Source organism: Paenisporosarcina indica, assembly GCF_001939075.1.
In the GTDB taxonomy this organism is placed as follows: Bacteria; Bacillota; Bacilli; order Bacillales_A; family Planococcaceae; genus Paenisporosarcina; species Paenisporosarcina indica.
Genome location: NZ_MPTA01000002.1, coordinates 460,915 through 476,476 on the forward strand (window position 1 = coordinate 460,915; position 15,562 = coordinate 476,476).

Sequence of the window (15,562 nt, forward strand, 5' to 3'; positions counted from 1 at the left end):
TCCGTTCCCTTTTTTGTATGCAAATCTCTCTAACTAAAATACTTTCTCCCAAGAGGTTATATCAACATAGATTCAATCATAGTATGTGAAAAGGAAAGGAGTTTTTCACATGACAGATCCCATTAACACGATGATCCAAATATTAGCAGCAATTATCCCTCTGATAATTGGAATCATTCTTTTTTCTAGTACGATATTATCTAAATGGAGATGGCTTGTTGCGATCCTTCTACTCATTGGAATCAGTGGACCTTTCTTTTATACGCTTATATTTCCCAAATTCCACCCAGCAATTGGGGTCAATATCAATCTTGTTCTCTCCTTGTTTTTTGTGTGGACTTGTTCTGTGACATTAGTCCTCATCGCAGGCATTCGGATTTATCTTGCCATCAAATCAAAAAAACGCTAGAGAAATGCACACTTCATAGTGCATTCTCTAGTGTTTTCATTTTGAGACTTCTTCGTTTACCAAATCATTCATTACATGATCAACAGGTTCCCACAGTTCAACTTTATTACCTTCGGGATCCACAATATGTGCAAACTTCCCATAACTTTCTTCTATAATAGGTGCTAAAATTTCTTCCCCCTTTTCTTGAAGCTCTTTGACTAATTCATGAAGATTGTCTACGCGAAAATTAATCATGAATTGTTTTTGGGAAGGTTCGAAATAGGTGGTTTGTTGTTTGAAAGGTGCCCACACCGTACTCCCCACATTTGGGGGTTCGGTACTATTCCATAGAAATGTTTTGCCATATTCGTCTGCTTGAATTCCTAATATCTCTTCATACCACTTACGTAACTTAATCGGGTCCTCGCTCTTGAAAAATACTCCACCAATTCCTGTCACTCGTGCCAATATCAACACTCCTTAAATAAACGAGGATCCGCTTTTCTTTGCGAATCCTCATTTTATTTTATTATTATCCTAATACCATCACATGCGTAGTATCCGGAGTATCATGCGTTTCTTCAAAACCATTTGCCCGGTAGAACTTGTCTGCTTTCGCTGACTCAGTTCGACACGTAATTTTTTTGAAGCTCCCTTTTGCATGGTTCACCAGTTCCGATAACAATTGAGACCCAACACCTTTTCTCCGTGCATCCCCAAGTGTATAGAATCTCCTTAAGCGAGCTTCATCTTTATTATCAGTATAAGGATTTTTATTGATGCCACCAATGGCCACTAATTTATCAGACCCTTCCCACACACCGAAAAGGGCTTCCCCATCTTGATTGAATGTATTCGACCCATCCTCATAATCATGTACTAAACGAGTTAAAAAGCGATATCCTTCCTCTTCGCTTTCAGCTACCAACTGCGATACGTCGACTTTCTTCAAATCTTCAATTCGTTGAACTTTAAACGTCATCAGAGTTCCTCCTCTTAGTCAGTCTTGATTGTCATCTCTTCTCTACCCTATTTCGATACTTATCAATTATCTCCTCTATTTTATGTGAAATATTTATTCATAATTCAATTAATTCAAAAAGACTTCAGCATAAACTGAAGTCTCTACACATAAAAATATTCGTCTTTCGTGTTAGGTAAATGTTAAATTACGATCTCCAGACTCCCAATGTATCTCAACTCGTCCACTGAAAAACGGTCTGCTTTCCCCTCCATGATACTGTCTACATCTTGAAGTGTTTGTGACATTGAAACTGTTTTTCCTTGTTGTCCCGTGACAGATTCTGCAACGAATAATGGTTGTGTAAAGTAGGCCTCCAGTCGCTCACCTCTTTCATATGTTTCCAACTCAGTGATAGGGATTTTGTCTAGGCCATGTACTGACACTACTGAACGTAACTCACGATATCGTCGAAGTAACTTTTGTGCACGTTGTCTCAGATTAAAATGACGTTGATCCAAGTCTCCCCCTTCGATAATCGAAGAAGTGGAATAAATCGGATGAACAGCTGGGTACTGATGTCTAGCCGCCAAGTCTGCGTCCAATTGCCATAATGTTTCAAGTGGACCATACGGCATCTCTTCATCAACCACTTCACCTGAGAGATCCACAAGAATGGTGGTAATGTTTTGTATGCGTTCTGCCACTAACTTTTCTTGCAAATCAAAGAGTTCGCCAGACACGATATAACTCTTGTCTGTTATGAAGATTACATCCCCATTAAGAGAAGCTAACTTTTGGAACGTCTCATCCGTGGTTGTCGTTACCAAATCAGCTAATTCAGTGGTGCCTTCAAGTACTGGATGCTCTTTTGCAGGTAGTAAAAACACGGTCGTGTAGTCACTTTCTTTAAATCGATGTAGCAATTCAGCTAGAATCACCACTTGCCCCATTCCTGGTCGAGCTACTATTCCAGTCGTTCCACCTTTTACAAGTGGTGCAAAGAAATCCAATGTTTTAATTTGCGTCTCGATCATACTGATTTTCTCCCCTCGAATAATTAATTCATCTACAGAACAATTAGCAAGTGTTGCGAGACCGACTAAGGTACGAACTTCCGCTTTCCCCAAATCAATTTTACCGGTGCATAAGTTTGAGACTGTTGCGGGTCGAATCCCTATTGATTTAGCTGCAGTCGTTAAGTTCGGTACTTTTCTTCTGAGTAAAGCGACGTTCAATCGAATATCATCCATTTTCCATCCCCCTTTGTTACTTTTAATAGTAATTTATTTTACTCTTAAATGCAACAATTCATTACTTTAAAACGTAAATTATTTACGCTACAAAATAATTCGTTACTTTTCACTGACGTATGTAGGATTCATTGGTGCTTTGTACACCTATTTAATCTTGTGGCTGTTATTTGTCCGTCTCCCCCTTCCATCCTGTGTAGGCATAGTATTTATGATTTCGGTCACGAAAGAATCGTCTCTTCCTTTAAAGAACAATCGGTCGAAGATGAAATTTCGACCTCCCACAGCTTTCTATATTTTGGTCCCGCTCAAAGTTCCTATTGGGGTGTCATTGTTACATAATCGATTTGACTCAGTCTACCGAGATAAAAACGATACTTATCTAGAAAAGCCTTTTTATTTCTCTAATAAAATCACACAAAAAAAAGCCATCCTCTAAAGGACAGCTTTTACTTATTCAAAATACATATTTTTTGTCTACGTTATATTTTGCAGACAACTTATTAATTGCATACGTTTCATAAATTTCGCGTTCCATTGCATCTTCCACGTAGCAAATCTTGATTTTCGTTACTTCATCGCGATGATCTTTTAGTGGAGACACATTGTCTTCGAAATGTTTTTTAACACGTTGTCTTACTTTACGTGCTTTCCCTACGAACAAAAGCTCTTCTTCTTTGTTGAAGAACATAATGATACCGCCTTTGTCGCGTGCAATTTGATGAAAGTCGATAAAGCCATAAATTGATGGAATCTCAGGCTCGTCGTTTGAACGATCTTGTTCACGTTGAACAATCGTTATGTCTGGTTTTGGCATTTCAATTTTAATCATATTCGTTCACGTCCTCACTTCTTTAGAGTGTAATGCTATCACAATTCGACTTAAAAATCTATCTGTTAGTTACCTGTTACTTTCTGATAAAGTTTTAGCCAATCCAATATCGTTTAATCACATTTCCGTTGTCTTCAATAAAATCTTCATCTGCAACTCCACCATTATTGCGTATGGTTTTTTCTGAACCAATGTTAATGGCATCACATACTACTAATGCTCGCTCAATTCCAAGCTCTTTTGTTTTTTCTAAGGATAACCTTAATAACTCTGTTGCGTAACCTTTTTGCCGTTCTGATGGTCGGATGCCGTATCCGATATGTCCCCCAGCATTTCTTAAATGCTCGGTCAAAGTATGACGAATATTGACCACTCCAAGGATACGGAATTCATCATTCACAAGCCAGAAGGTTGAATCTGGAACCCAACCAGGTTGTAGGTCAATTCCTTTTTCCGAATCTAGTAATGACTGAACCATCGCTAGGAAATCACTGGGATCTTTCCCGATTACCCAAGGAATCAAGTCTTCTTCGGTTGCTTTCCATTCTTCATAGAATGACAAATATGCTGGTTGTAACTCAATAGTTGGTTTAACTAATTTCAACATAGCTCTTACCCCTATCTCTAATCAACGCTTTCAATCGCTTGTTTGACGCTAGCGAACGTATTGAATGAAGTGAAGTCAATCCCGGCTTGTACAACTGCCATGGATAAGTTCGGACGTATTCCAGTGAACATCACGTGAATGCCTAGTAATTGTAGAACATTGTGGACCATGAATATATGTTGAGCTACCTCAGAATCAATTGTCAATATACCTGAGAAATCGATGATTAAATGTTCCACTTCAAGTTCAGGAATCGTTGGCAACACATTATTAAGTAAATGTTGAACCCGTTCATAATCAATAGCACCAATCAATGGTAATACCGCTATACCACGTTGGATTGGTACGATAGGTGCTGACAATTCGTTAATTTCTTTTTGACGTTCTGTCATTAATTCATTGCGGTATGCTTCGTAAGCGAAAATTGTTTCAGTCATACTCACATCCAATAGGTAGCTTATTCTATTATTGATCTTGACCACATTTTCAGTGGATAATCCATAGGACATGGAGATTTTTGTAATTTGCTGTATATACATTAATCGTTGATTTGCATAGGGTTTAATCAATGTAGTCAATCGACCTAGCATAGAAGCTTGTTGTTCACCGTTCTTTTTGCTCCATGCAATTAGTGCTTCTGCAGCTTTTTCATCACTTTCGTTAAACGATTCAGCTATCAGAATTAAATAGGCGATATTTAATTTCATCGATTGCTCAATCATTTCATCTGTTACTTCGTATTCAACGTTTTTAAGGGTTATTTCCATCATTTCACTTATAATTTCTTCAGCATGATCGATTAAATACTGACCCACTTTTAGTATTTCGTCCAAGTTCAACACTTCCTTACCTAAATATAGTACAAACAACATATAAAAGAATTTTACTATATAATTGCGGACTTGACGAATACTGAATTTTTCAATTCCGAAAAGCTGAGTAAGCTAACATAATATTAACTACATTTGCGCTGACCGCCGGTTCCGTATAAGCCAACAAGTATGAAAACTGCATACTTGTTGGCTCCATTCTTGACGCTCCTGCGCAAGTTCGTCGCAGAAAAGATGTGCTAGTCGCAAATGCACTATTTCGTTTCATACCCAACCTCAATAGCCTTCTTTAACTTAGCAAAAAAGTCCGTTCTATGTTTCTCAATAGAACGGACTTCTGATTAGTTTATGATTACACTTCTGACAATGCTTTGGTTATATTGTCTTGTGTAATATTTCGATGTGAAGCATTCCATACTGCGTGTTCATTTGAAATAACGAATGCTTGAGGTGATTGGTGTTGAATACTTAAATTGCTTTCAATTTCGTTTGATACAGGACGGCTTTCGATGACTTTCACTAAATACGCATCAACGTTTGTTTCTAACGCTGTGAATTCACTGTATGCAGCAGCACTTATTGGACATGTCGTACTATGTTTAAAGACCAAGACTGGCTTATCTTTCGATTGTTGAAGTACGTTTTCCCACTCGGGTATTGTGGTGATTTCTTTATAATTCGTCATAATTCATCATCCTTTTCTAGGTATTTTTACTATTATCTCGAATATTGATGAGTTTCGCATGTATGTTGTCTTATTAAGTTTTGCCTCGACCTTTCATTCGCCGAAGCTCCTCTTATTGATCGATTAAACTTACGGATACTTTCACATCTAATTTATGGCTACCACCGCGATAGATTCCTTGCACGGGACTGACATCCCCATAATCACGACCTACGCCAACACGAATGTGATTCTCTAGTGCTTCAACGTTATTTGTAGGATCCAGTCCTACCCATCCAATACCCGGAACCATCACTTCCACCCATGCATGGCTCGCTGCATCTCCAACTAATGCGGAATTTTCTCCAACATACAAATAGCCGCTGATGTATCTTGCTGGAATGTGATGGGCACGTAAAATTCCAAGCATTACATGTGAGATGTCTTGGCATACCCCTTTTTTCAAATCAAACGATTCTTGAGCCTTTGTTGAAACATTCGTTGAGAATCCATCATATTTAAACCGATTAAATAAATACCCCATTACATTGATGGAATATTGTACAGGGTTGGCTATGTCGCCAATTTCCGCATTGACAATATTGATTTGCTCAGGTGTTAAATATGTGTAGCCTGTATTGCTTAAATAAGCTAAATAGTGACTTTTGAATAAATCCGAATGAAAAATTGCGTGCATTTCTGGTGAATAATCAATTCGATGAACCCATGGACTCTTCTGAATGCTGACCACTGATGTTGATTTCACCTCTAAATGCTTATGATGATCGGCAATAAAAAAGGTTTCCACACTATTGCCCCAAATGTCCACATGCTCTTTTGTCAGAGAAACAGGCGTAATATCCGTTCGATATGACAGCAATCGCTGACACTCGTCTGTTCGTGGTTTTAACCTGATCGAGTTCATGCTTTGATCAACCCATGTATCGTAATCGAAAATATTGATATGTTCGATTCTATATTTCATGGACGATGATTTTGATTTATCGATCGCTATCTGTTGTGAAAAATCAGCAACTTGAACTTGAGTTTGTCGTTGCTTCATACTAGTCGGTTCGATTAAATAATAGGTTTTCGAGAAAATTTGTCCGATTTCATTACATTGATTTTGGAATCGATTTAAAAAGGCTAGCATGTCATCGGCGTTCAATTCCTGAATAGACATTTCATTAAAATCATTTCTTAACTTTTCAAGTGGAAAATAAAGTTCCGCTGAATAATCGGCAACCTTTGCACTTTCCAGGATGTCGATTGCCGCTCTCACATGATTCATATTGTAATGAATCGATCGAGGAAACGATTCATCAGTAATCAAAAATGTCAAAATGGTCTTCGGATCCATCTTCGGACGGTTTACTTTTAGATAGGCTTCATAGCCATTTAACATACGAAGGGCGGACAACCAAGCGTAATAGTCTTCCCCTTTATAGGCAAGCTCGGTATTCGGCGTATGTTCACATACGACATTGAGTACGCGTGCGGTTTTTTCTGCACGCTCCAACCATTTCCCAATTTTAATCATGCGGTAAGCAACGCCACGCGACATGGCAGACTCGATGATTCCTTGCGCTGTTAATGAAGTCCTTTTTATTTTGCGTAAAAACGTTCGTATATTTTGAATGGAAAACGGTTCTCGTTCTGCGTCTTTTGCAAATAAATAGATATCATTCCATACTTCAAATAATTCATTTGGAATATGGTCACGACTGACTCGTGCATTTTCTCTAGCGATGCAAACACAGTTAAAAACGGAACTTGTGTTAGTTTCCCCAAAGGCCAAGTGTAAAATATAGTCTTCCTCTTGAATATTTGGTTGTAATTTCAGGTGATTTAGTTCTTGCTCAGTTGAACATATTTCAAATATCAACTTCCACTGATCATCAGATAATAGCTCATCACTCGAGGTTTCCACCATTTGAGTTAAATGCACATCGAGGATCCGAGCATTTTGCTCAGCTCTTTCAAAATTTCTTGACATCCAATACAGTGAATCTGCGACACGACTTAACATGAGCTTAACCCTCCCGATTTCATGACCCATGTATCTTTACCTCCGCCACCTTGTGAAGAATTCACAACGAGCGAACCTTTTTTAAGTGCGACACGCGATAAGCCTCCAGGGAAAACATGCGTTTCTGCACCTCTAATAACAAACACGCGTAAATCTACATGACATGGATAAAACTCTTCGCCCTGATAGGCAGGTGCTCTAGATAATTTAATCGTTGGTTGTGCAATGTATTGATGAGGTGTCACTAAAATTTTCTGACGGAATTCCTCGATTTCTTTTGAGCTTGCATGCGGTCCTACCAGCATGTCGTACCCACCAGAAGCCCCTACATTTTTTATGACCAACTCATGTAAATGATCTAACACCCATTCTCGTTGACTGCGATCTTCCAATCGATACGTTTTCACGTTATCAATGATTGGTTCTTCCTTTAAATAGTAGCGAATCATATCTGGTACGTATACATACATCGCTTTATCGTCTGCTACACCATTGCCGATCCCGTTTAATATCGCCACATTCCCTTTTCGATAAGCTTCCAGTAAACCTGAAACTCCGAGGGTGGAATCGTCTCGGAATGCTTTTGGATCTAAATAGTCGTCGTCAATTCGGCGATAGATGATATCTACCTTTTCAAGTCCACGAATCGTTTTCATATAAACAATGTCTTTTACAACGATTAGGTCACGGCCTTCGACTAATTGGAGACCCATTTGTTGTGCCAAGAATACATGATCATAATAGGCAGAATTAAACATGCCCGGTGTTAACAAAACCGCACTGGGATTGTCCACTCCAATTGGTGCATGGTCCATAATTGCTTCATATAAATAGGTCATTTGGTGTTCCAACGTTTGAACAGAGTGTTTAGCAAAAAACTCTGGATACACTTGACGCATGACGTATCGATTTTGATAGACATAAGACATGCCAGAAGGATTGCGCAAATTGTCCTCCAGTACTAAGTATTTGCCATTTTCATCTCGAATTAAATCGATTCCAGCCAAAAATATATGATTATTTAAAGGGATTTTAATGCCCTGAACTTGATTCGCGTAATAATAAGGATTGTCTTCAACTAATGCTTTTGGAATAATGCCGTCTTTCATGATTTGTTGATCATTATATACATCATGTAAAAAACAATTAAGTGCTTCCGAACGTTGTACCATTCCTTTTTCGATTGTTTCCCAGTCCCCTGGAGGTATGATGATTGGAACAAAATCAAACGGCATTGTGCGTTCGGCACCTATATTATTATGGTAGATCGTAAAGGTAATTCCTTGTCTCAAAAAAGAGAGTTGGGCGGTTTCATGTTTTTCTTTCAGTTCATCCGCAGAAAATGTATGGAGCATTTCGTAAAACTTTTGATAATGGTCTTTCGGTTTCCCAGTTGCTTTTAACATCTCATCAAAAAATGGTTTTACAGTATACGTATTAAACATGTCAACACCCTCTCTATAAAAAATGTTAGAATATTTAAAAATATAAATATATTAGTAATACTCTATCATATTCTTCCAAGTTTCATTACCCATTCGTATATAATTTTATACATTCTATAAAATATAATATATACCGTGCCTATCACGAATATGTAAGGACCAGAGGGCATTTGACAGAAAATTATTATGTAGACATTATTGTTTGCTAAGAGATTATCATTTAAAATATAGTAGTTAGAATATTAGAAAAGGGGAGCTTTTATTATGAATCGTGTGACACATTTTGAATTACAAGTAGCCAATCCTGAAAATGTAATCGAGTTTTACAAGGATGTGTTTGGATGGACAATCGAAAAGTTTGGAGACCAAGATTATTGGTTCGTTATGACGGGTGAAGAAGGTCACGGAATGAATGGTGGTATCATGCCTTCTCCAGACGCTCAACCACGTACGTTTAATACGGTGGAAGTCGATAATGTGGATGACTATATAGCAAAAGTTACTGCGCATGGTGGCGAATTGGTCGTTCCAAAAGCAGCCATTCCAGGTATGGGGTATGTCGCTTATTGCAAGGATCCGGAAGGTCTCATTTTCGGTGTATATCATAACGATGTAAACGCTAAATAATTCACATCAAAAACCGTCAGAATGCGCAAGGTTCTAATACTATACGGGTTTTCTCTCATAAGAAATAAACAATATTCACAGAAAAAACGAATTTGGAAATGTATCACCAAGTTCATTTTTTACTATCTGTTTTTACGAAAGCATCCGTTAGTGAATAGGTGGTACCCATCTGACAGTTTTCATCACCAACCAGCCTTTATTAACATTTCACCTTACTAGAAATTGATGGTCACCATTCTTTCTTATATTGTCAAAAACCGTCCACACTTGATCAAGAGTGGACGGTTTTTTAATCTATATAAATAGTAGGAGACTGATACTGACAATGACTTAGCCTCATTACTATTATTTTCAGGCTATGTTCAAGATTGCTGTTGATATTGAATAAATTGCACGATAAACAACAGAATCATTTTACATAGCTATTATTAGTATGGGTACATAGCTTCCTATTCTTCGTATTCCCCAATAATCTCGACTGCTTTTTCAGTTACTGAGGTGTCAATCGCTTCGTCAAATTTAAATTCTCCACGAATCGCACCGTTTTTCTTATACAGCTCATACTGATCGCGAATGTCGTCGATGAACATTTCACCGTTTGGATCAAGTCCAGTGACAAATACATCTTCCCACACCGCAGCATCTTTCAATGCCGTATATTGTGTCATGATGTCGATGATCTCGTCTTTGCCTTCACCTTTTTTGAATGCATCGTTATAATCACGAATGCCTTTTAAATAAGCAGCCATAAAACGTAATGAAACGTCTTGCTCTTCATTCATGAATTCCGGTGAAGCGAGAACCATCGCAATCTGTGCCTCAGGTGCAAAATCGGTTGCATCTCCAAAACGCACATGAATTCCTTGCGCAACTCCTTGTGTAATCAGTGGTTCAATATTTAATGCCGCATCAATCGAACCATTTTCAATAGCAGCCAGCATTGTTCCAAAGTCAGGCATTAGCACGAATTCCACATCATCCTTCGCAAGACCCGCATGCTCAAGCATTAATTGGTAAATGTAATCGTCGACCCCATGTTCCCCAGAAACGGCAATTCGCTTCCCTTTCAAATCACTGTAGTCTTTAATTTCATCTTGTTTGTCAGTGCCGATCACAAACGTAAAGTACGATTTTCCTTTTTCATTATGCCCTTTGTCCGCAACAATTTTTACGTCAATTCCTTGTGCTATTGCATTAAAGAATGCAGCTGAAGAAATCCCCCCAGCAATATCTACCTCACCTGAGGCCAGCGCTGGCAACATATCATCGCTGTTCGCAAATGTCGCAAATTCCACTTCAATATTGTAATCATCAAAATAACCATTTTCATTCGCTATATAAAATCCTGCTCCTGAAGCAGAACCATCTTCCGCTATAACAACTTTCGTCTTCTTACTTAATGGAGCTAAATCACCAGAAGGATTATCCTTGCTTACATCATCGTTCACCTTCACTGTTTCTTCTTGTGAACACGCACCCACCATTAAGGTTAAAACAAAAAGCATTGCGACCCACTTTTTCATTCAAACTCTCCCCTCATAATCTTGACCCTTGTACTTCCACTTGCAAATGGTTCCAAATTTCAATAAATTTAGAAGTCATTTCAGGATCCGTGCGTATATCTTCTAATTTTCTTGGCCTTGGTAAATCTATGTTAATCTCAGATACTATTTTTCCAGGCTGTGCACTCATTAATAACACCCGATCACTAAGATAGAGTGCTTCATCGATGCTATGTGTGATGAACAGCACGGTTTTCTTCGTCTCAGACCAAATCGACAAAAGCTCTTCTTGCAGAATATATTTGTTCTGCTCATCCAAAGCACCAAACGGTTCATCCATCAGCAAGATTTCCGAATCATTGGCAAACGCTCTTGCGATACTCACCCGTTGTTTCATGCCTCCCGACAATTCTTTCGGATACATCTTGGCAAACTTTGAAAGACCTACTTTATTCAAGAAATACGTCGTCCGTTCTTTTATAAACGATTTTGACAAGTGACGCATATTTAAACCGAACGCTACATTTTCTTCAACGGTCAACCATGGAAGTATGCCACGTTCTTGGAACACCATGGATTGGTTTGGACGATTTTGGTCCGTTTTTTCAATGGTGAAGTCACCCGAACTTTGATTTTCTAATCCAGCTAATATCCGGAGTAACGTCGTTTTGCCACAACCGCTCGGACCAACGAGACAGACAAATTCACCATCTTCAATCGTGAGTGATATATTTTCAATCGCGGTTACACTGTTTTCCTTTTTGTAAAACACTTTGGTCAATTCATGAATTGAAATTTTTGGTTTTGAACTCAGGTCGTCACCTCCACGGCAATAGTTTTTTCTGTAATCCCCGTATTAACAATGAAAAGATATAACCAAAGAACGAAATGAGAATTAATCCCACAAACATTTCTTTTAGTAAAAATGCACTGTAGGAAGTCCATATTAAATACCCAATACCAGAATTAGCACCCATCATCTCTGCAGCCACAATCGTCAGCAACGCAATTGCCTGCCCCATTTGAATTCCTTCCAACATAAATGGCAGTGAACCCGGCAAGGCAATCTTCAAGAAGAAATCTTTCCTACTAGCCCCATAGTTTTTCGCCACATCTAAATAAATCTTGTCGATGGAAATGACCCCAGCCACGGTATTGATAACTACTGGGAAAAATACACTTCCCGCAATGGTAACGACTTTTGATACTTCCCCAATTCCGAAAATGATTAGGATTAAAGGTAATAAGGCAAGTGTTGGAATCGGCATTAACGCCATAATCAGAGGCGAAATGAAGTGCCGAATTGGTGCATACAATCCCATACACAAACCAATAATAATTCCTGGAATAACACCTAGTAAGAACCCAGCGATAATGCGGAACAATGAAATATTGATGTGTTGAAATAGCTCACCACTCGTGAGCAATTCAATAAACGTGGAAACGATCGCAGTTGGTGGCGGGAAAAAGCGAGCATCAATGAGACCGCTTTGTGAAAGAAATTGCCAGACAAGCAAGAGACATACGGGTGAAAAAATGGTCAACCATGTCTTCAGTCGCTGTTGTAATTGTTGCCTTCTCCATTCATGCTGCTCCGTTTCAACTGGGTTTTTTAGATCCTTCATTTTTCACCACCTCTTCCTCAAAATAATATGTAAGCTCAAGGAAAAGTGTGCCTACAAGCGGTGGAACATCTGAATCGAAAACTTGTTTTCGCACGAATTTCATATGCCAACCGCGAAAAGTCAGACTGAGCCACCGCTCTGCACCAATATGGTTGTTTTCACACAAAAAAAAGACCCAGAAAACTCTCTGGGCCTAAATTTCTTCTGTGTTACATTCCACGTCCACTTCCAAGTCGGTGTATTTTGGCGCTGGTCCTTAAAATCTGAGTCGATTGTGATTCTTGTGTATTACCGTTGACTTGTGATTTAAACCTTTTAGGTCTAGTCCAGTTATGATGTAATTCCTCTGACTTTGCATCAAGTGGAAACTTCTTACTCATTTGCCTTCACCTCATTTTTTGTAGGATGAAAAGAAGAAATCTGATTTAGTATGCGTGATTATATCTGTTTTATGCTCATTGTTTCCTTGCTTTACGGAGTCTCTTTGCTTCAACCTTCTTGCTGGTTTAGGACTTTGACGATTAATTCATTAAAGCCACGTTCAAAATTCTCATTGTTTTCTTTACTTCTTTTTTTCGGACCTTTCATCCTTCCACCTGCGAGTCGGATTTTCTTCGCAATGTGACGACTATGTAGTAGCTGGTCGATGTTCTCGTTTGTATACTCTCGACCATTTTGATCCATTACGTGCCCCCGCTTTGCCAATACCATTGCAGCCAGGCCATAATCTTGCGTGATGACGATATCTCCTGGTTTTACTCGATTGACAAGCACAAAGTCAACAGCATCCATGCCTTTTGAGACCATAATTGTCTCAGCTCCATCACGTTGCATGTTATGTGCTGTATCGCAAAATAACGTGACAGGAAGTTGGTACTGCGTTGCGAATTTAATGGTCAGGTCTACTACCGGACAACCATCTGCGTCCACTAAAATGTTGGTCATTTATGCCCTCCTTCTTAGATTTACTACCGCTATTCCATGATATTGCACTGTTGAGTTTCCTTAAAGACAAATACCTTCATACATTCACATTTCATTTGGTGCTTTTATTCCAAGAAGTCTTAATGATTCTTTTAAAACAATGATTACACAATGAACTAAAGTTACTCGATAGGCCATTAACCTTGGTTTTGTAAGTATTTGAACGTTTCCATAAAATGAATTAAACGCTTGTGCCAAGTCTATTGCATACTTAGCAACGATTGAAGGATCTAGTTGGAGAGCAGCACGAATCACCATGTCAGGGAATTGTTCTAGGTATTTTATGACTTCCCACTCATAGTTATTTACTTCTTCGACCTCGAATGTACCTATTTCTCCGGCCTTTCTTAAAAGAGAGCATGCTCGTGCATGAGTATATTGCACATATGGCCCTGTTTCTCCTTCTTTTTGCAGCATTTTCTCTAAATCAAATTCAATGTCATGCTTCCGATGTTGTTTTAAATCACTAAAAATAATTGCCCCTACCCCAACTGCTTTTGCTACCTCTGTTTTATTTGCCAATAGGGGATTCTTCTCATCAATGTTTGCTTCAGCCAATTGAATCGCTTCATTCAACACTTCTTCTAGTAAAATGATCTTCCCCTTACGAGTTGATAGCTTTTTGCCATCTTTCAAAATCAATCCGAACGGGACGTGTTGAATGGTTTCAGCCCATGCATAATCCATTTTCTTAAGAACAGACCTTAATTGCGCAAAATGAAGACTTTGTTCATTTCCAACAACATAGATTGACTTCACAAAATTGTATGTTTCTTTTCGATTTAGCGCTGCCGTAATATCTCTTGTTGCATACAACGTCGCTCCGTCTGACTTTTTGATTAGACATGGCGGCATGTCTTCTCCTACATCCACTACAAGTGCACCATCAGATTCCCTTAATACATCTTTATGTTGTAACTCTTCAATGATCGAATCCATTTTGTCATTATAATAAGCTTCGCCTTGATACGAATCAAATGAAACACCTAGTAAGTCATAGATTTTCTGGAATTCCTTTAAAGATTCTGTTCGAAACCATTTCCAAATAGCTAACGAATCTGAATCGCCATCTTCGAGCGATTTAAATGCTGCTCTTCCTTCATCATTTAAGGAGTCATCACGTTCAGCTTCTTTGTGAAATCTAATATAGAGCGCTAGTAACGTTTTAATTGGTGATTCCTGAACTTCCTTCTCAGTCCCCCATAAACGATAGGCCACAAGCAATTTTCCGAACTGTGTTCCCCAGTCTCCAAGGTAGTTAATTTTCACTGGCTGAAAACCACTCTTTTCGAGCAAGAAAGAAATGGAATTCCCAATAACGGTTGAACGTAGATGCCCCATGGAGAAAGGTTTTGCGATATTGGGAGAAGACAGATCAATTGTGACGATCCCTCCTCCACCCTCGTTTGAAGAACCATAGTTATTTGAATGCTGAAGGATTTTGGTCAAAATGGAAGTAGTAAATGCATTTCGTTTCATGAAAATATTCACGTATCCATTCACTGCTTCTATTTTTTCAATACTCGGGTCTTGAATGCTTTCAGCGATTTCTTGGGCAATTAGATTCGGAGACTTTCTTAATTCTTTCGCAAGCAGAAAACATGGCAGTGAATAGTCTCCTAAATGAGCATAAGCTGGTATTTCGATCATGTTTTTTTCTATCAATACAGTTGTATTTTGTTGAAGTACTTCTAATACTTTATCTTTCAAAGTAATTCCTCCTTAAAAGTAGGGCGAGCGAACACTAGATTAATCGGCACATTTTTTTGTTTTAATTGGCATTAACCGAGATTTATTCAGTTTCGCCCACTT

At 38.6% G+C, this 15,562-nt stretch carries 17 protein-coding genes; 2 read left to right on the forward strand and 15 right to left on the reverse strand.

Annotated features, from left to right (window positions below):
- Positions 1 to 109: 109 nt before the first annotated feature.
- Positions 110 to 409 carry a hypothetical protein gene (locus GY23_RS07695; RefSeq protein WP_075618636.1) on the forward strand — a complete coding sequence of 100 codons (300 nt, stop codon included), beginning with the start codon at positions 110 to 112 and terminating at the stop codon, positions 407 to 409.
- A 36-nt stretch (positions 410 to 445) separates the two neighbouring features.
- Here the strand turns inward: GY23_RS07695 and GY23_RS07700 are convergent, their stop codons facing one another.
- The 9 genes from GY23_RS07700 to GY23_RS07740 all read right to left on the reverse strand — a co-directional run bounded on the left by GY23_RS07700 (position 446) and on the right by GY23_RS07740 (position 9,012).
- On the reverse strand, positions 446 to 850 hold the full coding sequence (locus tag GY23_RS07700) for a VOC family protein (protein WP_245827626.1): 405 nt from the start codon (positions 848 to 850) through the stop codon (positions 446 to 448).
- 73 nt (positions 851 to 923) lie between these two features.
- Complete coding sequence (locus GY23_RS07705) at positions 924 to 1,373, reverse strand: GNAT family N-acetyltransferase (RefSeq protein ID WP_075618638.1); 450 nt, start codon at positions 1,371 to 1,373, stop codon at positions 924 to 926.
- Positions 1,374 to 1,555: 182 nt separating this feature from the next.
- On the reverse strand, positions 1,556 to 2,605 hold the full coding sequence (locus tag GY23_RS07710) for a F0F1 ATP synthase subunit beta (RefSeq protein WP_075618639.1): 1,050 nt from the start codon (positions 2,603 to 2,605) through the stop codon (positions 1,556 to 1,558).
- Between the two features lie 457 nt (positions 2,606 to 3,062).
- Entirely contained in the window at positions 3,063 to 3,437 is a 375-nt protein-coding gene (locus GY23_RS07715) for a nucleotide excision repair endonuclease (RefSeq protein ID WP_075618640.1), read from the reverse strand.
- Positions 3,438 to 3,531: 94 nt separating this feature from the next.
- Positions 3,532 to 4,044 (reverse strand): GNAT family N-acetyltransferase, encoded by a 513-nt coding sequence (locus GY23_RS07720; protein ID WP_075618641.1) that lies wholly within the window; start codon positions 4,042 to 4,044, stop codon positions 3,532 to 3,534.
- Positions 4,045 to 4,061: 17 nt separating this feature from the next.
- Entirely contained in the window at positions 4,062 to 4,877 is an 816-nt protein-coding gene (locus GY23_RS07725; protein ID WP_161487585.1) for an STAS domain-containing protein, read from the reverse strand.
- Positions 4,878 to 5,226: 349 nt separating this feature from the next.
- Positions 5,227 to 5,559, reverse strand: coding sequence for a bacillithiol system redox-active protein YtxJ (gene ytxJ, locus GY23_RS07730; RefSeq protein ID WP_075618643.1), 333 nt, complete (start codon positions 5,557 to 5,559; stop codon positions 5,227 to 5,229).
- Positions 5,560 to 5,671: 112 nt separating this feature from the next.
- Complete coding sequence (locus GY23_RS07735) at positions 5,672 to 7,567, reverse strand: alpha-E domain-containing protein (protein WP_075618644.1); 1,896 nt, start codon at positions 7,565 to 7,567, stop codon at positions 5,672 to 5,674.
- Positions 7,561 to 9,012: a circularly permuted type 2 ATP-grasp protein gene (locus tag GY23_RS07740; RefSeq protein WP_139311088.1), complete on the reverse strand. Its 1,452-nt coding sequence runs from the start codon at positions 9,010 to 9,012 to the stop codon at positions 7,561 to 7,563. The genes GY23_RS07735 and GY23_RS07740 overlap by 7 nt, the downstream gene beginning before the upstream one ends.
- Positions 9,013 to 9,276: 264 nt before the next feature.
- Here GY23_RS07740 and GY23_RS07745 point away from each other — a divergent pair, with 264 nt between their 5' ends.
- Positions 9,277 to 9,639, forward strand: a complete 363-nt coding sequence (locus GY23_RS07745; protein WP_075618645.1) for a VOC family protein — start codon at positions 9,277 to 9,279, stop codon at positions 9,637 to 9,639.
- A gap of 449 nt (positions 9,640 to 10,088) precedes the next feature.
- Here the strand turns inward: GY23_RS07745 and GY23_RS07750 are convergent, their stop codons facing one another.
- From GY23_RS07750 to argS, 6 genes are all read right to left on the reverse strand, one after another.
- Positions 10,089 to 11,162, reverse strand: a complete 1,074-nt coding sequence (locus GY23_RS07750) for an ABC transporter substrate-binding protein (RefSeq protein ID WP_075618646.1) — start codon at positions 11,160 to 11,162, stop codon at positions 10,089 to 10,091.
- A 13-nt stretch (positions 11,163 to 11,175) separates the two neighbouring features.
- On the reverse strand, positions 11,176 to 11,955 hold the full coding sequence (locus tag GY23_RS07755) for an ABC transporter ATP-binding protein (protein WP_075618647.1): 780 nt from the start codon (positions 11,953 to 11,955) through the stop codon (positions 11,176 to 11,178).
- Positions 11,956 to 11,959: 4 nt separating this feature from the next.
- Positions 11,960 to 12,766: an ABC transporter permease gene (locus GY23_RS07760; RefSeq protein ID WP_075618648.1), complete on the reverse strand. Its 807-nt coding sequence runs from the start codon at positions 12,764 to 12,766 to the stop codon at positions 11,960 to 11,962.
- A 209-nt stretch (positions 12,767 to 12,975) separates the two neighbouring features.
- Positions 12,976 to 13,146: a YpzG family protein gene (locus GY23_RS07765; protein ID WP_075618649.1), complete on the reverse strand. Its 171-nt coding sequence runs from the start codon at positions 13,144 to 13,146 to the stop codon at positions 12,976 to 12,978.
- Between the two features lie 109 nt (positions 13,147 to 13,255).
- Entirely contained in the window at positions 13,256 to 13,711 is a 456-nt protein-coding gene (locus tag GY23_RS07770) for a YaiI/YqxD family protein (protein WP_075618650.1), read from the reverse strand.
- Between the two features lie 84 nt (positions 13,712 to 13,795).
- Positions 13,796 to 15,460: an arginine--tRNA ligase gene (argS, locus tag GY23_RS07775; protein ID WP_139311089.1), complete on the reverse strand. Its 1,665-nt coding sequence runs from the start codon at positions 15,458 to 15,460 to the stop codon at positions 13,796 to 13,798.
- Positions 15,461 to 15,562: the final 102 nt, after the last annotated feature.

Coding starts and splice junctions, on each gene's coding strand:
- GY23_RS07710 (WP_075618639.1), bottom strand. CDS start 2,605: ATGGATGATATTCGATTGAACGTCGCTTTACTCAGAAGAAAAGTACCG.
- GY23_RS07745 (WP_075618645.1), top strand. CDS start 9,277: ATGAATCGTGTGACACATTTTGAATTACAAGTAGCCAATCCTGAAAAT.
- GY23_RS07750 (WP_075618646.1), bottom strand. CDS start 11,162: ATGAAAAAGTGGGTCGCAATGCTTTTTGTTTTAACCTTAATGGTGGGT.
- GY23_RS07715 (WP_075618640.1), bottom strand. CDS start 3,437: ATGATTAAAATTGAAATGCCAAAACCAGACATAACGATTGTTCAACGT.
- GY23_RS07735 (WP_075618644.1), bottom strand. CDS start 7,567: ATGTTAAGTCGTGTCGCAGATTCACTGTATTGGATGTCAAGAAATTTT.
- GY23_RS07765 (WP_075618649.1), bottom strand. CDS start 13,146: ATGAGTAAGAAGTTTCCACTTGATGCAAAGTCAGAGGAATTACATCAT.
- ytxJ (WP_075618643.1), bottom strand. CDS start 5,559: ATGACGAATTATAAAGAAATCACCACAATACCCGAGTGGGAAAACGTA.
- GY23_RS07740 (WP_139311088.1), bottom strand. CDS start 9,012: ATGTTTAATACGTATACTGTAAAACCATTTTTTGATGAGATGTTAAAA.
- GY23_RS07705 (WP_075618638.1), bottom strand. CDS start 1,373: ATGACGTTTAAAGTTCAACGAATTGAAGATTTGAAGAAAGTCGACGTA.
- GY23_RS07770 (WP_075618650.1), bottom strand. CDS start 13,711: ATGACCAACATTTTAGTGGACGCAGATGGTTGTCCGGTAGTAGACCTG.
- GY23_RS07760 (WP_075618648.1), bottom strand. CDS start 12,766: ATGAAGGATCTAAAAAACCCAGTTGAAACGGAGCAGCATGAATGGAGA.
- GY23_RS07695 (WP_075618636.1), top strand. CDS start 110: ATGACAGATCCCATTAACACGATGATCCAAATATTAGCAGCAATTATC.
- GY23_RS07720 (WP_075618641.1), bottom strand. CDS start 4,044: ATGTTGAAATTAGTTAAACCAACTATTGAGTTACAACCAGCATATTTG.